Below are 23737 nucleotides of genomic sequence, written 5' to 3' on the forward strand. Positions count from 1 at the left end.
TTGCACCCGCCCTACAGGTCAAAAATCGAATCAGGCGCTTCGTCTGGCCAGCATACCGCCAAGCAGCCCGGTCAGGCAGCCGGTCAGCAGACCACCGACATGCGCAGCGTTGGCGATGGCGCCGAACTGCAGCAGCTCGAAGATGCCGGTCATGCAGATCAGCAGCCACACCAGCATCATCACCAGCACGCCCGGCGGCAGACGATACGCCGCGTTCGGCGCCAGGCGCTGGTAGATCCAGCAATGCCCGAGCAGGCCGTAGAGCACGCCGGACAGGCCGCCGAACAGTGACGGGCCGGCCCACGCGTACTGCGCGAAGTTGGAGGCCAGGCCGAACAGCAGGGTCAGGCCGAACAGGCCGATGGCACCCTGGCGAAACTCGATGCGCCGGCCCAGCTCCCAGTACCACAGGCTGTTCATCGCCAGGTGCAGCCAGCCGAAATGGATCAGCATCGGTGTGATCAGGCGCCACCACTGACCGCTCTCCAGGGTCGCATCCAGGTAGTTGAGGTAGATGTTGTCGCCGTCGAGACGAAAATCGACGAAGCTCAGCCAGGAAATGGCCGCATAGTTCTCGCCCGCCAGGGTCACGGCGAAGACGATGAAGGTCACCAGCAGCATCAGCGCCGTCACCGGGCTGCGCCGCAACTGACTGAAAAAACCTTCCCGCACAGGCGGCAAGGCCGGCGCCGACTCGCCGCCATCTCCCTGCGGGTAGCGCGCATAGAGTTCGCGCACCTGCTCGGCCAGCGCCTCGCCGGGCACCCAGAGCACCTGCTCGCCGCCCTCCTCCGCGACCCGATGCGGCACGCGCAGGCGCTGCAACAAGGCCACGAAACCACTCAGGTCGTTATCCAGCGGCAAGCGCAGTACAGCTACGGCGGTCATCGAGGAGCCTCCTGCGGGTCGACGTCGACCCAGACGAACTTGCCCGCATCCAGCCGCGTTTCCTGATCGAGGCGATAGGCGACCAGACGCCCGCCGACCACCGCGCTGTAGTCCAGGCAGGCCAGGTTGGCGCGGATCGGTGCCGGTTTGCCACGCCGCCAGTAGTGACCGACGAACAGCAACGGCTCATGCGCGCCGTACCTGAGCAGCTCGTCCTTCTGCAGCTCGGTCAGCGGCGTCTGTGCCGCCAGCTCGGGCAGGGCATCGGGCTGGAAGACGATATCGCCGTAGGTCTGCGGATTCTCTTCCCAGAACTTGGTGCGGAAGTAGGAGCGCGTGAAACCGTCGCCACTGGTCAGCGTCAGACCGTGCGGCAGGCGCATGTCGGTCCCCCGCAGCAGGCGGTCGAGCGCCATGTTGGCGAAGCTGCCAGGCACGGCAGCGGCCTGGAGGAAATGCTCGTCGATGCAGCCGTCGGGAAACTGCGCCTTGAGCGGCGTGATCAGCTCGGCATCCCAGCAGGCGTGCACGACACGGAAGCGTCCGGCATCGATGAACAGCGGCATCTCGTAGAACCAGCGCAGGAACTCGCGCCACTCCTGCGGATGATCCTCGAACTGCGCCAGGGTCTCGCGCATCAGCCGCTGGTGCCGCGGGCTGTGTTCGCGCACGTACTGGCGACCGCTGCCAGGCGGTGCCGGAGTGCTCCAGCCCAGCGCGTTGAATTCGTGGTTGCCCATGATGCACAGCGCCTGGCCGGCACGCACCATGTCATGCACCAGGTGCAGGACCTCACGAATGCCGGGGCCACGATCGACCAGGTCACCCAGGAAGATCGCCATGCGCAGAGGATGCCGCCATACGCCATCCTGGCGGCTGTAGCCCAGGCGTTCGAGCAGACGCTCGAGGGTACGCGCACAACCGTGGATATCACCGATCAGGTCATAGCCACGATGAGGGTCGAGGGACATTCAGTCCTGTCCTCCCAGGCGACTGCCCCAACCCAGCTTGGTCCGGCAGACCTCGTAGTAGTTGTGATCCAGCGGATGGATCAGGCGCAGCTTCTGCGCCTTCTTGGCCACGTGCAGGGTGTCGCCCGGGGCACAGGTGAAGTGGTTCTGGCCGTCGCAGGACACCTGCGGGTAGATGGTCATGTCCGCCGACACCACCACCTTCAGCTCGCTGTTGCCATCCACCACGATGGGCCGGCTGGACAGCGTGTGCGGGTACATCGGCACCACCACGATGGCGTCGAGCTTGGGATGCATGATCGGCCCGCCAGCGGACAGTGCATAGGCGGTCGAGCCGGTGGGCGTGGCGACGATCAGCCCGTCCGCCTTCTGGCTGCAGACGAACTGGCCATCGATGAAGAGTTCGAACTCGATCATTCGCGTCGACTTGCCGGGGTGCAGCACCACATCGTTGAGCGCATCGCCCTGGCCGATGGCTTCGCCCTGGCGGCGTACCTCGGCCTCGAGCAGGAAGCGGTTTTCAGTCAGGTATTGCCCTTCGAGTACCTGCGCCACCTTGAGTTCAAGCTCGTCGGGGCGGATGTCGGTGAGAAAGCCCAGGCTGCCGCGGTTGATCCCCAGCACCGGCACCTTGTGTCGCGCCAGCGCCCGCGCCGCGCCCAGCATGCTGCCATCGCCGCCGACGACGATCACCAGGTCGCAGACCTCGCCAAGCATCTTGCGCGACGAGGTCTGCAGGCCGTGGCCGGGCAGCAGGTCGGCGATGGTGTCCTCGAGGATCACATGCAGGTGGCGGTCGATGAGGAAGCGCTTGAGCCGGCGAACGGTCTCCAGCACCCGCGTGCTACCCAGGCGCCCGATGATGCCGACATTGCGAAATTGCTCCATGGGACTCCCGCCAGACAGATAAGAAACGAACGAGGATTATCGGCCAAAGGCGCGGTACGCGGCAAACCGGGGCTATGCTCTGCCCATGACCGCTCACGACTTGCTGCACGCTCTGCTGCAGAGACTGCGCACCCCGGCGGTGCGCGACCTCGCCTGGACCCTGCTCTCGCCCCCCTTGCTGGGGCAGACCACGAAACCCCAGCGCCACCCGCTGCAGGCCAGCGCATGGCGCCATACCCCGGAGCTGCTCGAGAACTGGCTGAGCGGGCTGGATAGCGCCCCGGATGCACTGCATGCCTGGCTGCTGACGAAACCGGCCAGGCGCCTCGGCCTGTACTACGAGCGCCTGTGGCAATTCGCCCTGCACGCCGCCGACGACGTCGAGGTGGTCGCGGCCAACCTGCCGATACGTCAGAACGGCCAGACCCTGGGCGAGCTGGACCTGCTGCTGCGCGACGCCGAAGGCGAGCACCATCTGGAGCTGGCGGTGAAGTTCTACCTGGGTCCGCTGGCGGGCGACGGCAACGATGCCGGCCTCTGGCTCGGCCCCGGCAGCCACGACCGGCTCGACCTGAAACTGAATCATCTCGCCCAGCATCAACTGCCGCTGTCGTCCCGACGCGAGGCGCGTGGCGATCTCAACGAGCTGCGCCTGAGCGACACCCGATCGTCCTTCTGGCTCGCCGGCTACCTGTTCTACCCCTGGCCGACCGGCTGCGATTCACCGCGCGGCGCCTTGCCGGCGCACTGGCGAGGGTACTGGCTGCGGCAACGTGACTGGGCAGCATTCTCTGCCCGGCAAGCGCAGGCGCACTGGCAACCCCTGCCACGCCTGTCCTGGCTGGCGCCGGCGCTGATTGACGGCGAGGAACGCTGGTCGCGCGAGACGTTCGCGCACTGGCTGGAGGGCCTGTCCTCCCGCTCCCAGCTGCTGGTGCGACTGGAAGAGGATCAGGCCGGCGACTGGCGAGAGGTCGAGCGGCTCTTCCTGGTCAGCGATCAATGGCCAACCTGAGGGCGCAGCACGTCGAAAGCAGCTCCGCTCAGCGGCTGCGTTCGGTACGCCCGCCGGAACGCGCCAGATAGCCCGAACCGCTCTCGCACAGCAACGCGCCACGCTGCACGGCCGGCAAGGCATCCAGCCCGTCCCGCAGGGCGTAGACGCTGTAACCGAGCTGCGAGAGCAGGAACACCGCGCTGCTGCTGCGCTTGCCGCTGTCGCAGTAGCACAGGTAGGTGCGCGACTTGTCCAGCAGGCGCGCCTTCAGCCGCAACAGCTGCAGCGGCATGTGCAGGGCCTGCGGCGCATGAGCCCTCTCGTACTCTTCCAGCAGGCGCACGTCCAGCCATTGCGCGCCATGGCTGAGCAGGCGCGACGCCTCGCCCAGCGACACCTCGGCGACGACCGGCGCCTTGAGCAGGGCGAAGAAATCCTGGCGATCCAGCCGCAGCACGCTGCCGCGCTCGACCATGGTCACCGTGGCATTGCGCGGCCGGTCGGCCAGCAGCGCTTCCTCGCCGAAGCAGGCACCGACGTCCAGCTCCGCCAGCACCTGACGATCGCTGCCGGCGCTGCGGATCACTTCGGCACGGCCGCTTTCCAGGAAGAAGCAGCAGTCCCCGGCCGCGCCTTCCTGCAGCACCTGGCTACCCGCCTCGAACTCGACCCGTTGCAGACGGGCAAGCATGCTCTGCACGTTGGCCGGCGGCACCTTGGCGAACAACGGGTTCTCCAGCAGGCGCTCCAGCCACTCGATATCGGCCCCACGCTGCTGCAAGGCCAGCAGCAGATCCTGGTAGGCCAGGCGCCAGGTCAGCAGACGGTCCAGCGTGGCGCTGTCGATCATCAGCACACTGGCATCCGTCAGCGCCCGGGCCTCGTGCAGACGCGGCAGACTGGGTGACAGGGGATGACAGCTGACCTCGCTGCCGGCGCTCACGGACTGGACATGCCCCTCGGCATCCTGCAGCTGCAGCTCCCCCGCCAGCAGGTAGCAGGTCAGCCGCGCCTGGTCGCCCAGGCGAAACAGCGGCTGGCCGGCCAGCAGTGGCTGAGGCACCAGCTGGCTGCGCAACTCGCGCCACTGCTGCTCGGACAGCACATTGAGGGGCGTCAGGCTGCGCAGTTGCTCGGGAGTAAGGGGTTCGCTCATGAAGTAATCCAGGCTCCGCTGGTCAGCCCTGAGTGTAGTCGGTGTTCGTGCCCATCAGGGCTCGGCGCCCCTGCAGGCCGCCAGTATGAATGAAGATCAGCCGCGTGCCGCGCACAAGTTGCCCGTTCGCGCAAAAATCACGCAAGGCCATCAGCGCCTTGCCGGTATACAGCGGATCCAGCGGCAGGCCGGCGGCCTGCTCGGTCTCCAGAATGAACTGACGCAACGCCTGATCGAAACGCGCAAAGCCGCCGCGCGCGGCATCGATGAACTGCTGGCGCCCGCCACTGACGCCCGCCAGCCCCAGCAACTCGGCAACCTGGGCAGCCACGCCATGGCTGGCAGGTACCGCCAATGCGCCGAACACGGAGCGGCGGCTATCACCGAGCAGCAGGCCCGCCAGCGTGGTACCGGTCCCGGCGGCCAGCCACCAGGCATCGAAGTCCGGCCAATCGAGATCCGCCAGCTGCGCTTGCGCCATCGCCACCAGACAGCGGCAACCTTCGGCGCCCGGCAGCCCAAGGCCGCCCTCGCCAACCGCCTGGAATCCCGGGTAGCGCGCCAGCCACGGTTGCCAGAAATCGGCCTGGTGGCGTGCGCGGTAGCCGCCGTAACCCAGCCAGTGCAACCGCATGCCCAACGCCTGCAGATCATCCACCGTCGGCGTACGCTGCGCTTCGCCGCGCAACAGGCCGACCGTGGCGAAACCGAAGCGCTGGCCAGCCGCGGCCAGGGCATGCAGGTGATTGGAATGGGCGCCACCCAGGCTGATCAGGCCCTGCGCGCCGTCAGCGGCGGCCTGCTGCAGGTAGGGCGCGAGCTTGAACCACTTGTTGCCGGACACCAGCGGATCGATGAGGTCCAGGCGCAGGCAGGCCAGCTCGGCGCCAGCGGCATCGAGCCAGTCGAGATGAATGCGTTGCAGGGGCGCCTGTGGGCGCCAGTCGGGAACGCGTATCGCCAAGGTCAGCCGACGGTACGCAGGCGGCTGCTCGCCTTGTGCCGCGAGCAGCAGTTGGATTCGCCCAGCACGAAGCGGCTCGGCGTGTCGATGCGGTCGATGGGAATGGCGCAACGCTCGCCACTGGGCAGGCTCGCCTCGCAGGAGGGTTGCTGATAGTGCCCCAGCCAATGGCGATACTGCTCCTCGGACACGAAGCACTTGGCGGCAGCGTAGGCCATGGGGTTGTCCTGGTAGCGGGCGACATCCTGCAGGGGAATGGTCAGGTGGCCGGCGCCGGGATGGTAGACCACGAACACCACGCCGAGCTTGGCCAGGCGCTCCAGCACCTGATCGCCGCCCTGGCTGGCGAACTCGTTGCGCTCTCGCTTGAGGCGCTCGATCTCCGCCTGCAACTGGGCATCCAGCTCGTTGCGATAGGCCAGTTCCACGTCACGAATGGCGATCTGCTCCTTGGCCTCGGCCACGGCCGCAGCCACCTTCGCCCGCATCTCGCCTTCGAACTGGGCACGCAGGATATCGCCCTCGGTGCGCCCGTGACGCTCCAGCGCCCGCAGTTGCTGGGTCATCTCCTCACGACTGCTCTGGAAGCTCTCCGCCTGCGCCGCCAGTTGCGCCTTGAGGTTGGCATTGAGTTCCTGCTGCTGGCGCACCGCCTGATGCAACCCATGGATCTGCGCCTGCAGATTGTTGCTCTGTTCCTCGCTGGCCAGCTTGAACTTGGCCAGCTCCTCTTCATGCTGCTGGGTCAGGCTGGTGATACGCAGGCGCTGCTGCTGGATCAGCTGCGCAGTCTTGGCGCGGTGTTCCTGATCCATTTTCTGCGCCAGCTGCTCGGACACTTCCTTGGCAGGGTCGGGCGCATACCACTTGTCTTCGGAGGCCACCTGCAGGCGCTCGGCGACCACCGCCTGAGCGCTGTCGTCCTCGACCAGCAACCCGAGCTGATTGCGCTTGACCGCATCGCGCAGCGTCACCAGATCGTTCTGCGTCGGCGCCAGATTGGGGTCCCACAGGTGCATCTGGTGCCAGGACACCGGGCACTGGCTGCGGCAGGCGAGACGAATCGGCCCGGCGCCCAGATCGGGACCACGCCCAGCGCGTTCGGCCAGGTGCTGCAGCGGAATGTTCCAGCCCTTGTCAGGGCGGCCATCATCATCGAAGTCGAGAAAGAAGAACACCGCAGCCCTGACCAGCAGGCGCGGGTTGATCACCACGAACACGGCGCGCATCTGTTCGTCGGCGAACTCGGGCATGTTGACCACGCCGTCGAGCAACGCCTCGAATTCAGGGAACATCATCTGTTTGCAGATACCGCGTTCACTGAAGAACATCACGGCTTCCACCATCTGCGGCTTGTTCTGCATGCTCATTGAGGGCCCTCTGAACCAACGGGATACGCGCGCACGATCAAATGCCGAAGCCTCGCGTGCTCCGGTACAGATATCATCCCTGACAGTTCAGACAAGTCTAGGGGAAAAGCCAACCCCAGCAATGTGACTGGGTTGGCACTCACTCTGCCAACAACGCCGGAGGAAGCACCGGCGGCGCGAAAATGTGACGGGATTGCACTGCAGGCGACGACCGCCGCACGCATATCGGGCAGTCAGGCCAGCGCCTTCGATCGACGGATGGCTGCCAGTGCCGAGCCGTTTCTATCCTGAGGCGGCGCTCTCAGGTAACCCTGCGGCGCCCTGGTCTGGTCGAGGGCCGGGCGCCGTTCAGCGCCTGTCAGCGCTTGGCTGCCGCGAGAAAAGGCGCCAGGCGTTGCGCCATTTCCGCGCCGAGGGCCTGCAGCCCGCTCATCGGACGAATCATCACCTCGAACTCGACGATCTGCCCCGACTCGTCGAAACGGATCATGTCGATACCCTTCAGATCACGCTCGCCGACCCGCGCAGAGAACTCCAGCACGACGCTGAGGCCATCTGCGGTGGCCAGTTCACGGTGGTAGGTGAAGTCTTCGAAGACCTTGAGCACGGTGTTGAGAATCAGGTTGACCGCCTGCGCGCCCGGATAGGGGGTATGCGCCATGGGCGAACGAAACACGGCCTGCGGGTGCAGCAGTTCGGGCAGGGCACTCAGGTCCTTGGCGGCGACGAACTGGTGCCAGCGTTCGAGGCTGGCGGCGGCAGCAGGGTGCAGTTGGGCGGCGAGAGACATCGGCTTCTCCTTGTTGTTTTCAAGCCGGATAGCAAACGCCCCGCTGGAAGCGGGGCGCTGTTTCGATCAGAGTTCGGCCGCCAGGCGCGAGCCCTGGTTGATGGCCCGCTTGGCATCCAGCTCGGCGGCGACGTCCGCGCCACCGACCAGGTGCACGCGCTGACCGGCATGCTGCAGACCATCCTGCAGCTCACGCAGCGGGTCCTGACCGGCGCAGACGATGACGGTGTCGACCGGCAGCACCTGTTCCTCGCCTGCGGCGATGCGGATATGCAGACCGGCATCGTCGATGCGCACGTACTCGACGCTGTTGAGCATCTGCACGTTCTTGTTCTTCAGGCCGGTGCGGTGAATCCAGCCGGTGGTCTTGCCCAGGCCATCGCCGACCTTGGACTTCTTGCGCTGCAACAGGAACACCTGACGCGCAGCCGGGTGCGGATGCGCCTCGATGCCCGCCACGCCACCACGCGCCTCGAGCGCGGTGTCGATGCCCCACTCCTTCCAGAACGCTTCGCGGTCGAGGCTGGTGGCCGTGCCCTGGTGCGTGATGAACTCGGAAACATCGAAACCGATACCGCCGGCGCCGATCACCGCGACCTTCTGGCCGACCGGCTTGCGCTCGAGGATCGCGTCCAGGTAGCCGATCACCTTGGGGTGATCGATGCCCGGAATCTCCGGGGTGCGCGGCGCGATGCCGGTGGCCAGGATGATGTCGTCGAAGCCGCCGGCGACCAGGTCATCCACCGATACGCGGGTGTTCAGGCGTACGTCGACACCGGTGGTTTCCAGCTTGCGCTTGAAGTAACGCAGGGTCTCGAAGAACTCTTCCTTGCCCGGCACGCGCTTGGCCACGTTGAACTGACCGCCGATCTCGCCGGCCGCGTCGAACAGGGTCACCGCATGACCACGCTCGGCAGCGACGGTGGAAGCCGCCAACCCGGCAGGGCCGGCGCCCACCACGGCGATCTTCTTCACCGTGGTCGTGGGGATGTAGTTCAGCTCGGTCTCGTGGCAGGCACGCGGGTTGACCAGGCAGCTGGTCAGCTTGCCGCCGAAGGTGTGGTCCAGGCAGGCCTGGTTGCAGCCGATGCAGGTGTTGATCTCGTCCGCACGGCCTTCGGCGGCCTTGTTGACGAAATCCGGGTCGGCCAGGAACGGGCGCGCCATCGACACCATGTCGGCGTCGCCCTCGGCCAGCACCTGCTCGGCCACTTCCGGGGTATTGATACGGTTGGTGGTGATCAGCGGGATCGACACTTCGCCCTTGAGCTTCGCGGTGACCTTGGTGAAGGCCGCGCGCGGCACCTTGGTGGCGATGGTCGGGATGCGCGCCTCGTGCCAGCCGATACCGGTGTTGATGAGGGTGGCGCCGGCCTGCTCGATGGCCTTGGCCAGCAGGACGATCTCGTCCCAGGTGCTGCCCCCTTCGACCAGGTCGAGCATCGACAGGCGATAGATGATGATGAAGTCGCTGCCGACCGCCTCGCGCACACGGCGGACGATCTCCACCGGCAGGCGCATGCGGTTCTCGAAGCTGCCGCCCCAGCGATCAGTGCGATGGTTGGTGTGGGCGACCAGGAACTGGTTGATGAAGTAGCCTTCCGAGCCCATCACCTCGACACCGTCGTAGCCCGCCTGCTGCGCCAGCGCGGCACAATTGACGAAATCGGCGATCTGCTTCTCGATCCCCTCCTCGTCCAGCTCGCGCGGCTTGAACGGGTTGATCGGCGCCTGGATGGCGCTCGGCGCCACGGACTTCGGGCTGTAGGCGTAGCGCCCGGCATGCAGGATCTGCATGCAGATCTTGCCACCGGCTTCGTGCACGGCCTGGGTCACGACCTTGTGCTTGTCGGCCTCTTCCGGCGTGCTCAGCTTGGCTGCGCCCGCATAGACGCCACCCTCCTCGTTCGGGCCGATGCCGCCGGTGACCATCAGGCCGACACCGCCACGGGCGCGCTCGGCGAAGTAGGCCGCCATGCGCTCGAAACCGCCCGGTTTCTCCTCCAGGCCAGTGTGCATGGAGCCCATCAGGGTACGGTTCTTCAAGGTGGTGAAGCCGAGGTCGAGCGGGGCCAGCAGGTTCGGGTAACGAGCAGTCATGGAAATCTCCACATCGCGGTGCAGTTCACGGGTTGCCGCGGTCTCATGGGCACGCGGTCGGTTATGGAGCCAGACGATAAAGAGGCGGCCAGGCATGCTCAATGATCAAAACTGACAAGATAATGATCAAAACTTGCAATTAGCCTTGGCAGCCCGGCGCGATCGACCTAACCTGCAACACAACTCAGTCGAAAGAACCTGCATGCGTCCATTGATCATCCTCGCGCTGGCGCTCACGCTGCTGGCCGGCCTCGGCAGCTACGCCCGCTGGTGCCAGCAACGCCCTGTCAGCCATTACCTGTCCGACCTGCGCAGCCAGGTCGCACTCGACCTCGGCCAACCCGGCGCTCGCGGCAACCTGCTGGGCATCCAGCCGGAACTGTTCGCCGGTGACTATCAGAGCCTGTCGCGCCTGCGCCTGAAGCTGGCCGCCTACCTGGACCACGCACGCGAGCGCGGCATGCTCAATGCGCGCACGGTGGTCGTGCTGCCCGAACACATCGGCACCTGGCTGCTGGCCGTGGGCGAGAAGGACGAGCTCTATCACGCCCCCGGACAGCGCCAGGCCCTGCATTGGCTGGCGGCCAGCAACCCGCTGGACTTTCTCGGCGCCCTGTTCGCCGCCCAGGCCCCGTCGCGCGTGAGCGATGCGCTGCTGCGCACCAAGGCGCAATCGATGGCGCACGACTACCAGCAGCTGTTCGGCGACCTGGCGCGCGACTACGGCATCACCCTGGTGGCAGGCTCCATCGTCCTGCCGGAGCCGCGCGTGGAACACGGCCGCCTGCAGGTCGGGCGCGGCCCGCTGTACAACGTCAGCCTGGTGTTCGACCGCGCCGGCAAGCCCCTGGGACAACCCCAGCGGCATGCTTACGATGCCGACGCCAGCACGACGACCACGGCCACTACCCTGCAGGTCCTGGACACCCCAGCCGGCCGACTCGGCGTGCTGCTGGGCGGCGACGTCGCCCGCCTGGCGGACGCACGGACACTGGCTGCCAGCCGGCTCGACCTGCTGGCCATGCCCAGCGACCTGCAGGCCGCCGCAGACGCCACCCTGCTGCATGAACAGCTGCTGCGCAGCGGCATCCATGCCGGCATGCAGGTCCATCTGCGCGGACGACTCTGGGAGCATCAGGGGCAACCGCCGGCACTGGCATTCCGCGCCGGGACGAGCGCCCTGGGCGCGAGCACCAGCGGTGCACAACTGGTCAACCTGTGGTTATGAAAACTTCACGCGTACGCCTCGGCGACCTGTCCGTCGGCTTCACCCAGGCCCTGGCCGAAGCCCTGCGCGAGCAGGGCCAGGCTCCCGAGCCCCTGCTCGAACAGTTCGGCCTGGATGCCGCGCGCCTGAGCGAGCCGCGCGCACGCCTGTCGATCCCTCGCTTCATGCGCCTGGGCCACAGCGCCATCGCCCTGAGCAACAACCCCGCACTGGGCCTGGACATGGGGCGCCACAGTCGCCTCGGCCAGGTCGGCCTGGCCGGCGTCTGCGCCATGCAGGCGCCCGACCTGCGCGAAGCGGCACGCACCCTGACCCGCTTCGAGCCGCTGTACGCCGCCAACTACCGCGGGCGCTCGGGCTTCAGCGAGGATGCCCGTGGTGCCTGGCTGCACTTCTATTCCATCAGTCCGTACAACACCTACAACCGCTTCGTGGTGGACTCGGTACTGGCGGGCTGGCAACAGAACCTGGGGCAAGTGGTCGGCCGCAGCATTGCCCTGGAAAAAGTCGAGATCGAATTTCCGCTGCCGGCATACGGCGAGCGCTACGAGAGTCTGTTCGGCTGCCCGGTGGAATTCGCGGCCAGCGCCAACCGCCTGCGCCTGAGCAGCGACACCCTGGCGCTGCGCAACCCGCAGCACTGCCCCGGCACCTGGCGGCACCTGCTGGAACTGTGCGAGCGCGAACTGGATCAGCTGACCCGCACGCGCAGCCTGCGTGAACGGGTCATCCAGCTGCTCGGCCCCATGCTGCACGGGCACGAGCCGGACCTGGAGGAAGTCGCGCGCAACCTGCAACTGCCCAGCTGGACATTGCGTCGCAAGCTGGCCGAGGAAGGCACGCAGTTTCGCGCCATCGTCAATGACACCCGCCGCGACCTGGCGACGGCCTATATCCGCGATACCGAACTGGCCTTCGGTGAAATCGCCTACCTGCTCGGTTTCGCCTCGGCCGAAGCCTTCCAGCGCGCCTTCAAGCGCTGGCTCGGACAGACGCCCGGCGACTATCGCCGCGCACAGCGCCGGGCCGATAGCGAAGCTCAGAGCTCCGTGGCGTCGTCGTCCACGTCGATCACGTCCTGATCGAAGCCGTCACGCTCGAGCAGTTCTTCCTGATAGTCATCCATTGCCCGTTCTCCTGGGTCATTGCGTCTTTCGTTAGCAAGCTACGTTGTCAGTATGAAGACAAGATGACGAAACGCCGCAGGACGGCGACGCCGGAGCGCAGGCAATAAAAAACCCGTCGATCTCGCGATCGACGGGTTTCGTATATGGCGCAGCGGACGGGACTCGAACCCGCGACCCCCGGCGTGACAGGCCGGTATTCTAACCGACTGAACTACCGCTGCGTGTCGGTTGGACTTGCGTCCAGAGAACTCTGTTGCATCTGATGGCACCCTTGCGGGCCTTGCCATCTCAAACCGACCAAGGTCGATCTGGGAAATAATGGCGCAGCGGACGGGACTCGAACCCGCGACCCCCGGCGTGACAGGCCGGTATTCTAACCGACTGAACTACCGCTGCGCGTCGGCCGGACTTGCGTCCGAATTCGCTAATGGTGGGTGGTGACGGGATCGAACCGCCGACCCTCTGCTTGTAAGGCAGATGCTCTCCCGGCTGAGCTAACCACCCATGTGCCTTAGCGAGGCGCGCACTTTATGCAGGTGGCGACGCTAAGTCAACACCCTGCTTGAATTTTTTCTGAAAAAGACGCGTCGCCCGCCGCGCCTCAATCCATTTCCCCGCACAGCTCGGCGGCACGCAACAGCGCCGCCGTCAGAGCGTGGCGCTCCCAGTCGGCAAGGGCGGCAAAACGCCGGTTGAATTCCGGTGGCATCAACGACGGTGCCTGCTGGATCAGTTCGCGGCCGGCCTCGCTGATCAGCAACCACTGGCGACGGCGATCCTGATCGTCGCGCTGGCGTTGCAGCAGGCCGCGCTCCTCCAGGCGATCGAGCAGACCGGACAGCGTCGCCGCCGTCAGGCTGACCCGGCTGCTGAGCACGCTGGCGGTCAGGCGCGTCTCGCTGGCCAGTACCTGCAGGATCATCAGCTGCATGGGGGTCAGCCCACCGAAGCGGGCCAGACGCTTGGCGTGCACCTCCCCCGCCTGCTGCAAGCGCCGCAAGGCCTGGAAAAGCGGCATCTCGAATGCCATGACAGATGACAAATCTATTTCAACAGGAACTTTTTTATCGCTCATAAGCACCAATTCATAGCCACCAAAACTTTGACATGAAAGCATTTTTTTGTTTTGGTGTAAAAGGTCCGGGAACGGACCACTCCCCAACGGAAACACCGGTAAGGAACTATGTGCGGAATAGCTGGAGAACTACGTTTTGATCGACGCCCCGCGGACCTGGCGGCAGTCGAACGCATCACCCACCACCTGGCCCCTCGCGGCCCCGACGCCCACGGCTTCCACAGCCAGGGCCCCATCGCCCTCGGCCATCGCCGCCTGAAGATCATGGATCTGGCCGAAGCCTCGGGCCAGCCGATGATCGACAGCGACCTCGGCCTGTCCATGGTGTTCAACGGCGCCATCTACAACTACCCCGAGCTGCGCGCCGAACTGGAGGCGCTGGGTTATCGCTTCTTCTCCGGCGGCGACACCGAAGTGCTGCTCAAGGGCTATCACGCCTGGGGCGAGCAACTGCTGCCCAAGCTCAACGGCATGTTCGCCTTCGCCGTCTGGGAGCGCGACACGCAGAGCCTGTTCATCGCCCGCGACCGCCTCGGCGTCAAGCCGCTGTACCTGTCGCGCACCGGTCAGCGCCTGCGCTTCGCCTCGTCGCTGCCGGCGCTGCTGCAAGGCGGCGACATCGCCAAGACGCTGGATGCCGTGGCGCTCAACCATTACCTGAACTTCCATGCCGTGGTGCCGGCGCCGCGCACCATCCTGGCCGGCGTCGAGAAACTGCCGCCAGCGACCTGGATGCGCGTCGACGCGGATGGCATGGTCGAGCAGCAGAGCTGGTGGTCGCTGCAATTCGGCCCGCGCGGCGACGAAGCCGGCTACGGCCTGGAAGAATGGCGCGAGCAGACGCTGGAAACCATGCGCCAGGCGGTGGAGATCCGCCAGCGCGCCGCCGTGGATGTCGGCGTGCTGCTCTCCGGTGGCGTCGACTCGAGCATGCTGGTCGGCCTGTTGCGTGAAGCCGGTGTGGAAAACCTGCTGACCTTCTCCATCGGCTTCCAGGATGCCGGCGGCGAACGTGGTGACGAATTCCAGTACTCGGACCTGATCGCCCAGCGCTTCGCCACCCACCATCACCAGTTGCGTATCGGCGAGCACGAGATCCTCGAGCAGTTGCCGCAGGCCTTTCGCGCCATGAGCGAGCCGATGGTCAGCCACGACTGCATCGCCTTCTATCTGCTCTCGCGTGAAGTGGCCAAGCACTGCAAGGTGGTGCAGAGCGGCCAGGGCGCCGACGAGCTGTTCGCCGGCTACCACTGGTACCCGCAGGTCGACGGCGCCAAGGATGCCTTCGCCGCCTACCGCGCCGCCTTCTTCGACCGCGAGCACGACGAGTACGCCGCCTGCGTGCAGCCGGCCTGGCTGACTGGCGACATGGCCGGCGAGTTCGTCCGTGAGCACTTCGCCCAGCCAGGCGCCGAGGCGGCGGTGGACAAGGCCCTGCGCCTGGACAGCACGGTGATGCTGGTCGACGACCCGGTCAAGCGCGTGGACAACATGACCATGGCCTGGGGCCTGGAGGCGCGCACGCCGTTTCTCGACTACCGCGTGGCCGAACTGTCGGCGCGCATTCCGGCGCAGTTCAAGCTGCCCGACGGCGGCAAGCACGTGCTCAAGGAAGCGGCACGCAAGGTCATCCCCAGCGAGGTGATCGACCGGCCCAAGGGCTACTTCCCGGTACCGGGCCTCAAGCACCTGGAAGGCGCCACCCTCGGCTGGGTACGCGACCTGCTGCTCGACCCCAGCCAGGATCGTGGCCTGTTCAATCCGAGCATGCTCGACCAGTTGCTGACCAACCCGCAGAGCCAGTTGACGCCGCTGCGCGGCTCCAAGCTGTGGCAGCTCGCGGCGCTCAACCTGTGGCTGAGCGAACAGGGTCTGTAAAGCGGGCAGGCGCGGCGCTCGCGGCGCGCCTGCCGGATCAACGGTCGTAGCCCGGATGTCATCCGGGGTTGTCGCGACTCAACACTCGATCCGGCCCAGACCGGAGGTAGAGATTAAGGACAACTCATGCGCTCCCCTGCCTTTAACCAACGCCTGATCCGCGGCCAGACACCCTCCTACGAACGTCTGCAGGCGCGTCTGGCCGAGGACCACAGCAGCCAGCCCAGCCAGCCGCAGGCCATCCACTGCGGCTGGGGGCGGCTGCTGATCGGCCACACCTACCCGGACGCCACGGCGCTGGCCGAAGCCCTGCTCGACGAACAACCCGGCGAGCGCGACATCGCCCTGTACGTCGCCGCCCCGCACCAGGTGCTGGCCCACGCCCCGCAACAGCTGTTCCTCGACCCGTCCGACACCCTGCGCTTGTGGTTCACCGACTACCGGCCGGCGCGTCGCAGCTTTCGCGGTTTCCGCATCCGCCGCGCGCAGAGCGAGGCGGACTGGCAGGCGATCAACTGCCTGTACCAGACCCGCGGCATGCTGCCGATCGATCCGGACAAGCTCACCCCCTACAACGATGGCGGCCCGACCTACTGGCTGGCCGAGGACGAGGACAGCGGCGCGGTGATCGGCAGCGTGATGGGCCTCAATCACCAGCGCGCCTTCCGCGACCCGGAAAACGGCAGCAGCCTCTGGTGCCTGGCGGTCGACCCGCAGTGCAGCCGGCCGGGCGTCGGCGAAGTGCTGGTGCGCCACCTGATCGAGCACGGCATGAGCCGCGGCCTGAGCTACCTCGACCTGTCGGTGCTGCACGACAACCAGCAGGCCAAGCGGCTGTACGCCAAGCTGGGTTTTCGCGAGCTGCAGACCTTCAGCCTCAAGCGCAAGAACGGGATCAACCAGCCGCTGTTCCTCGGCCCCGGACCGCAGGCCGAACTCAATCCCTATGCACGCATCATCGTCGACGAAGCCCTGCGCCGTGGCATCGAGGTGCAGGTGGACGACGCCGAGGCCGGGCTGTTCACCCTCAGCCATGGCGGCCGGCGCATCCGCTGCCGCGAATCGCTGTGCGACCTGACCAGCGCGGTGAGCATGACCCTGTGCCAGGACAAGCGCCTGACCCACCGCGCGCTGTCGCGGGTACAGCTCAGCGTGCCCGACCAGCGCCTCGCAGGCAGTGCCGAGGACAATGCCGCGTTTCTCGCCGAACACGGCTCGGTGGTGGTCAAGCCGGTCGATGGCGAACAGGGCCAGGGCGTCGCCGTGGACCTGCGCACGCCCGGCGAGGTGCAGGAAGCGATCGAGCGCGCACGGGTGTTCGACCAGCGCGTGCTGCTGGAGAGCTACCATGCCGGCCACGACCTGCGCGTGCTGGTGATCGGCTATGAAGTCGTCGCCGCCGCGATCCGCCGCCCGGCCGAGATCATCGGTGACGGCCGCCACAGCATCGGTGAGCTGATCGACGCGCAGAGCCGTCGCCGCCAGGCCGCCACCGGCGGCGAGAGCCGCATTCCCAAGGACGCCGAGACCCTGCGCACCCTGCACGGCGCCGGCCTGGACTACGACAGCGTGCTGCCCGCCGGACAGCGCCTGGCGGTGCGCAAGACCGCCAACCTGCACACCGGCGGCACACTGGAAGACGTCACCGCGATCCTGCATCCGAAGCTGCGCGATGCCGCGATCAAGGCGGCGCGTGCGCTGGAGATTCCGGTGGTCGGCCTCGACCTGCTGGTGCCGGCCGCCGACCAGCCCGACTACGTGTTCATCGAAGCCAACGAGCGCGCCGGCCTGGCCAACCATGAACCGCAGCCGACCGCCGAACGCTTCGTCGACCTGCTGTTCCCGCTGAGCCAGGCCACGAGCTGAACCCCACTCCCCCGGCCCACTCCCGCGAACGGGAGTGGGAAGACTCAAACGCCGAGGAGCTTGTATGCAACAACTACCCGAACCCGATCTCGACTACCTGCAGAAGGTGCTGCTGGAGATGCTCGCCATCCCCAGCCCGACCGGCTTCACCGACACCATCGTGCGCTACGTCGCCGAGCGCCTGGAAGAGCTGGAAATCCCCTTCGAACTGACCCGTCGCGGCACCATCCGCGCCACGTTGCGCGGGCGCCAGAGCGAATACGAACGCTTTGACCGCGCCGTCTCCGCACACCTGGATACCATCGGCGCCATCGTCCGCGAGATCAAGGACAACGGCCGCCTCGGCCTGGCCCCGGTGGGGTGCTGGTCGAGCCGCTTCGCCGAGGGCAGCCGCGTCAGCCTGTTCACCGACAACGGCGTGATCCGTGGCAGCGTGCTGCCGCTGATGGCGTCCGGACACGCTTTCAACACGGCGGTCGACACCCTGCCGATCAGCTGGGACCACGTCGAGCTGCGCCTGGACGCCTACTGCGCCACCCGCGCCGACTGCGACTCGCTGGGCATCTCGGTGGGTGACTTCGTCGCCTTCGACCCCCTGCCGGAGTTCTCCGAAAGCGGTCACATCAGCGCCCGACACCTGGACGACAAGGCCGGCGTGGCCGCCCTGCTGACGTCGCTCAAGCTCATTCGCGACCACGGCCTGCAACCGCTGATCGACTGCCACCCGCTGTTCACCATCACCGAGGAAGTCGGCTCCGGCGCCGCCGCCGCCCTGCCCTGGGACGTCAGCGAATTCGTCGGTATCGACATCGCCCCGGTCGCGCCCGGTCAGCAATCCAGCGAGCATGCCGTCAGCGTGGCCATGCAGGACTCCGGCGGCCCCTACGACTACCACCTGTCCCGCCAGCTGCTGCGCCTGGCCGCTGAACAGGAGGTGGCGGTGCGCCGCGACCTGTTCCGCTACTACCACAGCGATGCCCAGTCCGCCGTCGCCGCCGGCCACGATATCCGCACGGCGCTGCTGGCCTTCGGCTGCGATGCCACCCACGGCTACGAGCGCACGCACATCGACAGCCTCAAGGCGCTCAGCAGCCTGCTCACCGCTTACATGATGAGCCCGCCGGTGTTCGCCAGCGACGCCCAGCCCGCCCAGGGCTCGCTGGAGCATTTCAGCCATCAGCTGGAGCACGATGCGCAGATGGAAAGCGGCACCCGGGTGCCGCCGGTGGACAGCCTGGTCAAGCAACATGATCGGGATGCTTGAAGGGTTTCCCACATAAGGGCAAAGTGGCACGAAGGACGACAGGGGGAGCTCAGGCTCCCCTTTTTATGGCCGCCAGCACCTTGGCCAACCTGCGGGTCGTCGCCATGCGACGTTAAAACGACTTCCGGCCATGCACATGGCCTTCTGAGGTTCACGGATGCCTCGTCTATGTCTGGCTTTGCTGCTGTTCTGGCTTGCATGTCCGAGCTGGGCCCTCACGCCCGCGCCGCTGGACAGTGACGACCTGCGTTTTTCCCTGGGCCCTTACACCGGCTACTACGAGGACGCGGACGGCAGCCTGAGCGTCGAGCAGGTCCAGGCCCTGGACGATGGCGCCTTCCACGACCTGGACGGCGAGCATGCCAATCTCGGCAAGAATGCCTCCGTGTGGTGGTTCAAGGTGCGCCTGGTCAGCAGCCTCGATCACCCGCTCGGCGGCTACCTCGAAGTCAATTACCCGCTTCTCGATCACCTGCAGGTCTACCTGATCGATCCCCAGGGCCGGCGCCAGGCCCAGGAAAGCGGTGACCGCTTCGCCTTCTCGCAACGCCCGGTGCAGGTCCGCAACTTCTGGTTCCCCATGCAGATGGAGCCGGGGGTCAGCACGCTGCTGATCCGCGTGGAAACCAGCAGCACGGTGTTCGTGCCGCTGTTCTTCGCCACCTACGGCGCCAGCGCGGCGGCGCAGGAGAACCTGATGGGGTTCGCCGGCGCCTTCTACGGCGTGCTGTTCGCGATGTTCTGCTACAACCTGTTCCTCTACCTGTCACTGCGCGAGTCGGCCTACCTCTGGTACCTGGCCTACAACCTCAACGTCGGCCTGCTCGCCGCCTGCTTCGACGGCATGCTGTTCAAGCTGCTCCCCGAACACGTGGCCTTCCAGTCGGTCAGCATCTACATCCTGATGTACGTGCACTGCCTCACGGCCATCCAGTTCAGCCGCCACTTCCTCCACGCGCGGCAGTACTTTCCGACACTCGACACCGGCCTGCGCCTGCTGATGCTGGTGTGCATCGGCTGCCTGCTGTCGGTACCGCTGATCGGCTTCGCCGCCTGGAACATCCTGGCCAGCGTCACCGTCTCCGTGGTGTCGCTGATCCTGCTGCTCACCGGCATCTACATCTGGCGTCGGGGCGTGCGCTATGGCTCCTACTACACCCTGGCCTGGGCCATCCTGCTGTTCGCCTTCATCCAGGCCACCACTGGCTCGCTGGGCCTGGAGGTGTTCGGCGTGTTCGGCGCCACGGCGGTGAAGATCGGCGTCACCATCGAGCTGATCACCCTGTCCATCGGCCTGGCCGACCGCATCAACCTGCTCAAGGAAGAAGGCTTCCAGTCGCGCCGCGCCGCCGAGCAGGCGGCGTTCGAAAGCCAGGCCAAGAGCCGCTTCCTGGCCAAGATGAGCCACGAGATCCGCACGCCGCTCAATGGCGTGCTGGGCATGCTGCAACTGCTGCGCGAGACGCCGCTGGATCGCAGCCAGCGCTTCTACGTCGACACCATCTCCAGCTCCGGCAGCTCGCTGATGGCGGTGATCAACGACATCCTCGACTACGCCCGCATCGAGTCCGGCAAGCTCAGCCTGGAACAGATCGAGTTCGACCTCGAGGACATGATCTCCGACACCCTCAGCCTGTTCACCGGGCAGGCCATGGACAAGCGCCTGCGCCTCTACGTCAGCCTGGAAAACGGCGTGCCCCGGCGGATTCAGGGCGACCCGACACGCCTCAAGCAGGTGTTGATGAACCTGCTCAGCAACGCCCTGAAATTCACCGCCGAAGGCCATGTCGCGCTCAGCGTCAGCCGCCGCAGCGACAGCCACGGCGAACCGCACCTGGTGTTCGCCGTCAGCGACAGTGGTATCGGCATCAGCGAGCAGGCACTGGCGCAGCTGTTCGAGTCCTTCGCCCAGGGCGACTCCAGCACCACCCGCCGCTACGGCGGCAGCGGCCTGGGCCTGGCCATCAGCAAGGAGCTGGTGGAGATGATGGGGGGACGGATCGAGGTCCAGAGCACCCTCGGCCAAGGCACGCGCTTCGCATTCGATATACCCTTGCTGGCCGAACCGGACGTGCCCGACGAACTCAGCCGTCTGCTGGCCGGACGCACCGCCCTGCTCGCCTCGCTGGACGGCCTGGGCCTGGATGCCATGAGCCGCCTGCTCGGGCGCTGGGGCATGCGCACCGAGCGCTGCCAGACACCGGAGCGCCTGCAAGGCTATCTGGAGGATTTCGCCGCGCCGCCATTGCTGATATTGATGGCGCCCTGGCCGGGCGGGGTGAACCACTGGCTCGACTCGCTCAGGCCCATGCTGCAGACGCAGCAGCGTGTGCTGCTGGTCTGCCCGCCCGAAGCCTGCCAGCAATTACCGGCCAGTCACGGCCTGCGCCTGCAACACCTGGCCCAGCCCGTGGCGATCAACGCCCTGCGCCAGGCACTGAGCGGGCTGTATGAAGAACCCAGAGCACAGGTACATCGATTGGTGAGAGAAGTACGCAGCGACAATGGCAACGCCCCGTGCATCCTGGTGGCGGAGGACAACCCGGTGAATCAGCTGGTGGTTCAGGGCTTTCTCAAGAAACGCGGCTACAGCGTGCGCCTGGTGACCAACGGCCAGGCGGCCGTCGACGAATATGCGCGCGACCCCGCCGCCGTGCAGCTGATCCTGATGGATTGCGAGATGCCGGTGATGGACGGTTTCGAGGCCACCCGGCAGATCCGTCGCCTGGAACGCGGCCAGCAGTTGGCCGCCGTGCCCATCATCGCCCTGACCGCACACATCCTCGAAGAGCACCGCCAGCACGGCCTGGACGCCGGCATGGACGATTTCCTCGGCAAACCGCTGGACAGCGGCGTGCTCTACAGCACCCTGGAGCGCTACCTCGACCCGCAGGGCGCCTGACATCGGCAGAGGCTCGCGGCGGCAGGCGCTCTGCCTCTATCATGAGCGCCTGCCACTGGAGCCCGTTCGCTGTGCTGATTCCCGCCCACCTGCTGCAAGCCGACACCCTCACCGCCCTGATCGAAGACTTCGTCACCCGCGACGGTACCGACAACGGTGACGAAACCCCGCTGGAGACCCGCGTCCAGCGCGTGCGCCGCGCCCTGGACAAGGGCGAGGCGGTGATCGTGTTCGATCCCGACAGCCAGCAGTGCCAGCTGGCGATGAAACGCGACGTGCCGAAAGAGTGGCTGGATGCGCTGAACGACGACTTCAGTGATTGACCGTATGCGCCAGCATGACCGATAGCTGACACAGTGGCCGGCCGCTCTCGGCGTGCCATTGATTAAAGGCCGCCTGCACGGCAGCCAGATCCTTCTGGCTGGTCGGCGCCTTGTCGATGATGCCCTGGGCCTTGAGCGCCGCCACCATGTCATCGGTGGGCACGAAGGTATCCTTGCCGACCATGCGCAGGAAGCGCGGTGCGGACAGCCCGCCCAACTGGCTGCCGTGCTTGGCCAGGTACTTCCACAGACCGACGATATCGCTTGCCGGCCAGTCCGCGACAAGGGCGCCGAAGCTGCCTTTCTCGCGACGGACATCGAGGATGAACTGGGCGTTGCGCGGCACGCTCTTCAACTTGCCCAGATGGCGAATCAGACGCGCGTCCTGCATCAGGTTCTCCAGGCGCTCGCCGCCCATCAGCACCACCTTCTCCGGGTCGAAACCGAAGAACACCTCCTCGAACGCCGGCCACTTGGCGTCCACCAGGCTGTGCTTGAGCCCTGCGCGGAAGATGCGCAGGCTGATCAACGACAGGTAGCGATCGTCGCTCAATGCGCGCAGCTCGGCCTCGCTGCGCGGCTGCAGCAGCATCGCCTGCAGCGCCTTCTCCGAACCGAAGCGATTGAGGCAGAACGCGTGCAGCCACTTGTAATCACGCATGAATCGAATCCTTGCTGAAACCAGTGACGAAGCCTGCACGCAGTTCGCCGAACACTCAAGTCCCGCCCGAAGGCACTGCCGCTCGCGGATCGGCGGGCGCCCCTAGCGCAGGCGTTCGGCCGCCTGACGCAGGGCGACCTCGGTCGCGCTCCAGCCCAGGCAGCCATCGGTGATCGAGACACCGTAGCGCAGCTCGCCGGAAAGCGCCTGGCAGCCGTCGAACAGGTGACTCTCCAGCATCACCCCGCGCAGGCTGAGATCGCCGGCCAGGCGCTGGTCGATCACGCTGTCCAGCACCGCCGGCTGACGCAGCGGGTCCTTGCCGCTGTTGGCATGGCTGCAATCGACCATGATGCGCGGCGCTATGCCCTGACGCTGCAGCGCGTCGCGCGCGGCGGCGACACTGGCGGCATCGTGGTTGGGCGCACCGTGGCCACCGCGCAGCACCAGATGGGTATCGGGGTTGCCGGCGGTGTGCAGCAGTGCCGGGTGGCCAAGCTCATCGATACCGAAGTGCTGGTGCGGGTGCGCAGCCGAACGCATGGCGTCGCAGGCGATGCCGACGCTGCCATCGGTGCCGTTCTTGAAGCCGACCGGCAGGTCCAGGCCACTGACCATCTCGCGGTGCACCTGCGATTCGCTGGTGCGTGCACCAATCGCCGCCCAGCCGAGCAGGTCATCGAAGTAGCCGGCAGCCAACGGTTGCAGCAACTCGGTCGCCAGTGGCAGGCCGCGCGCCAGGATATCCAGCATCAGTTGCCGCGACTGGCGCAGCCCCTCGGCCATGTCACCACTGCCGTCGAGATGCGGGTCATACAACAGGCCCTTCCAGCCCACGGTGGTACGTGGCTTCTCCACGTAGGCGCGCATCACCAGCAACAGCTGGTCGTCGACCTGAGGCGCGAGTTCCGCCAGGCGCTCGGCATATTCGAGAGCCGAAACCGGGTCATGCAGGGAGCACGGGCCGACGACGACGAGCAGACGCGAATCCTCGCCATCGAGCACGGCACGGATGGCGGCACGGTCGGCGCAGATGCGTTCGGCAAGCAGACTGGGCAACGGCAGGCGCTGGCGCAGGACGGCGGGACTGGGCAGCGGCTGGGCGCTGCGACGGACGATGGAGGTGGCGTGGGAAGCGAGTTGAGCGGAGACGGATGCGTTCATGATCTGGCGGTTCCTTGGCCGGCGCGGTCGGTGCCGCGGCGGCGCTAGCTGAGTGTTCGTTGCAAAGGTGTCAGGGCGGCGGTAACGCTGCTAAATCGCCAGTCGTAGCGGTAGTTGCGGTAATA

General features: G+C 66.4%; 19 protein-coding genes and 3 tRNA genes. 8 read left to right on the forward strand and 14 right to left on the reverse strand.

Annotated features, from left to right (window positions below):
• Positions 1-30 precede the first annotated feature (30 nt).
• From JLK41_RS16790 to JLK41_RS16800, 3 genes are read right to left on the reverse strand one after another with little or no spacing between them, the layout of a single operon-like run.
• Complete coding sequence (locus JLK41_RS16790; RefSeq protein WP_047586347.1) at positions 31-888, reverse strand: rhomboid family intramembrane serine protease; 858 nt, start codon at positions 886-888, stop codon at positions 31-33.
• Positions 885-1859 (reverse strand): metallophosphoesterase, encoded by a 975-nt coding sequence (locus JLK41_RS16795; protein ID WP_210389412.1) that lies wholly within the window; start codon positions 1857-1859, stop codon positions 885-887. Before JLK41_RS16795 ends, JLK41_RS16790 begins: the two co-directional genes overlap by 4 nt.
• Positions 1860-2747, reverse strand: a complete 888-nt coding sequence (locus tag JLK41_RS16800) for an NAD(+) kinase (protein WP_037056253.1) — start codon at positions 2745-2747, stop codon at positions 1860-1862. It abuts the gene before it with no gap.
• An 85-nt stretch (positions 2748-2832) separates the two neighbouring features.
• Between JLK41_RS16800 and JLK41_RS16805 the strand changes: the two genes are divergently transcribed.
• Positions 2833-3762: a DUF1853 family protein gene (locus JLK41_RS16805; RefSeq protein ID WP_210389413.1), complete on the forward strand. Its 930-nt coding sequence runs from the start codon at positions 2833-2835 to the stop codon at positions 3760-3762.
• A 28-nt stretch (positions 3763-3790) separates the two neighbouring features.
• On the opposite strand, the gene JLK41_RS16810 is transcribed toward JLK41_RS16805, so the two are convergent.
• The 5 genes from JLK41_RS16810 to JLK41_RS16830 form a co-directional block, all read right to left on the reverse strand.
• The gene (locus JLK41_RS16810; protein ID WP_047586351.1) at positions 3791-4900 is read right to left on the reverse strand and encodes a cyclic nucleotide-binding domain-containing protein; all 1110 of its coding nucleotides are present in this window, start codon (positions 4898-4900) and stop codon (positions 3791-3793) included.
• 22 nt (positions 4901-4922) lie between these two features.
• Positions 4923-5864, reverse strand: a complete 942-nt coding sequence (locus tag JLK41_RS16815) for a 1-aminocyclopropane-1-carboxylate deaminase/D-cysteine desulfhydrase (RefSeq protein ID WP_210389414.1) — start codon at positions 5862-5864, stop codon at positions 4923-4925.
• A gap of 2 nt (positions 5865-5866) precedes the next feature.
• Entirely contained in the window at positions 5867-7234 is a 1368-nt protein-coding gene (locus tag JLK41_RS16820; RefSeq protein WP_080756991.1) for a chromosome partitioning protein ParA, read from the reverse strand.
• A 358-nt stretch (positions 7235-7592) separates the two neighbouring features.
• Positions 7593-8024: a nuclear transport factor 2 family protein gene (locus JLK41_RS16825; RefSeq protein ID WP_037056258.1), complete on the reverse strand. Its 432-nt coding sequence runs from the start codon at positions 8022-8024 to the stop codon at positions 7593-7595.
• Between the two features lie 66 nt (positions 8025-8090).
• Entirely contained in the window at positions 8091-10124 is a 2034-nt protein-coding gene (locus JLK41_RS16830; protein WP_037056259.1) for an NADPH-dependent 2,4-dienoyl-CoA reductase, read from the reverse strand.
• Positions 10125-10326: 202 nt separating this feature from the next.
• Here JLK41_RS16830 and JLK41_RS16835 point away from each other — a divergent pair, with 202 nt between their 5' ends.
• Both JLK41_RS16835 and JLK41_RS16840 read left to right on the forward strand, forming a co-directional pair.
• On the forward strand, positions 10327-11352 hold the full coding sequence (locus tag JLK41_RS16835; RefSeq protein WP_037056263.1) for a carbon-nitrogen hydrolase family protein: 1026 nt from the start codon (positions 10327-10329) through the stop codon (positions 11350-11352).
• Entirely contained in the window at positions 11349-12434 is a 1086-nt protein-coding gene (locus JLK41_RS16840) for an AraC family transcriptional regulator (protein WP_037056265.1), read from the forward strand. Before JLK41_RS16835 ends, JLK41_RS16840 begins: the two co-directional genes overlap by 4 nt.
• A 189-nt stretch (positions 12435-12623) precedes the next feature.
• Here the strand turns inward: JLK41_RS16840 and JLK41_RS16845 are convergent.
• The 4 genes from JLK41_RS16845 to JLK41_RS16860 all read right to left on the reverse strand — a co-directional run bounded on the left by JLK41_RS16845 (position 12624) and on the right by JLK41_RS16860 (position 13554).
• Positions 12624-12700, reverse strand: a tRNA-Asp gene (locus JLK41_RS16845).
• Between the two features lie 98 nt (positions 12701-12798).
• Positions 12799-12875: transfer RNA gene (locus JLK41_RS16850), tRNA-Asp, on the reverse strand.
• Between the two features lie 32 nt (positions 12876-12907).
• Positions 12908-12983 (reverse strand) — tRNA-Val (locus JLK41_RS16855).
• Between the two features lie 97 nt (positions 12984-13080).
• A complete protein-coding gene (locus tag JLK41_RS16860) occupies positions 13081-13554 on the reverse strand; it encodes a MarR family winged helix-turn-helix transcriptional regulator (protein ID WP_037053159.1) in 474 nt (157 codons plus the stop codon).
• A gap of 108 nt (positions 13555-13662) precedes the next feature.
• Between JLK41_RS16860 and JLK41_RS16865 the strand changes: the two genes are divergently transcribed.
• The 5 genes from JLK41_RS16865 to JLK41_RS16885 all read left to right on the forward strand — a co-directional run bounded on the left by JLK41_RS16865 (position 13663) and on the right by JLK41_RS16885 (position 21787).
• Positions 13663-15432: an N-acetylglutaminylglutamine amidotransferase gene (locus tag JLK41_RS16865; protein WP_210389415.1), complete on the forward strand. Its 1770-nt coding sequence runs from the start codon at positions 13663-13665 to the stop codon at positions 15430-15432.
• A 126-nt stretch (positions 15433-15558) separates the two neighbouring features.
• Positions 15559-17298, forward strand: coding sequence for an N-acetylglutaminylglutamine synthetase (gene ngg / locus JLK41_RS16870; protein WP_210389416.1), 1740 nt, complete (start codon positions 15559-15561; stop codon positions 17296-17298).
• A 64-nt stretch (positions 17299-17362) separates the two neighbouring features.
• Complete coding sequence (locus JLK41_RS16875; protein WP_037053167.1) at positions 17363-18562, forward strand: osmoprotectant NAGGN system M42 family peptidase; 1200 nt, start codon at positions 17363-17365, stop codon at positions 18560-18562.
• 157 nt (positions 18563-18719) lie between these two features.
• A complete protein-coding gene (locus JLK41_RS16880; protein ID WP_210389417.1) occupies positions 18720-21464 on the forward strand; it encodes a hybrid sensor histidine kinase/response regulator in 2745 nt (914 codons plus the stop codon).
• A gap of 71 nt (positions 21465-21535) precedes the next feature.
• Positions 21536-21787 carry a YheU family protein gene (locus tag JLK41_RS16885; RefSeq protein WP_037053170.1) on the forward strand — a complete coding sequence of 84 codons (252 nt, stop codon included), beginning with the start codon at positions 21536-21538 and terminating at the stop codon, positions 21785-21787.
• Here the strand turns inward: JLK41_RS16885 and JLK41_RS16890 are convergent.
• Together JLK41_RS16890 and JLK41_RS16895 are read right to left on the reverse strand one after the other, a co-directional pair.
• Positions 21777-22448 carry a DNA-3-methyladenine glycosylase I gene (locus tag JLK41_RS16890; protein WP_210389418.1) on the reverse strand — a complete coding sequence of 224 codons (672 nt, stop codon included), beginning with the start codon at positions 22446-22448 and terminating at the stop codon, positions 21777-21779. The genes JLK41_RS16885 and JLK41_RS16890 overlap by 11 nt on opposite strands.
• A gap of 102 nt (positions 22449-22550) precedes the next feature.
• Positions 22551-23612, reverse strand: coding sequence for a 3-deoxy-7-phosphoheptulonate synthase (locus tag JLK41_RS16895; RefSeq protein WP_037053172.1), 1062 nt, complete (start codon positions 23610-23612; stop codon positions 22551-22553).
• Positions 23613-23737: the final 125 nt, after the last annotated feature.

The organism is Ectopseudomonas khazarica (assembly GCF_017915135.1).
GTDB classification, from domain to species: domain Bacteria; phylum Pseudomonadota; class Gammaproteobacteria; order Pseudomonadales; family Pseudomonadaceae; genus Aquipseudomonas; species Aquipseudomonas khazarica.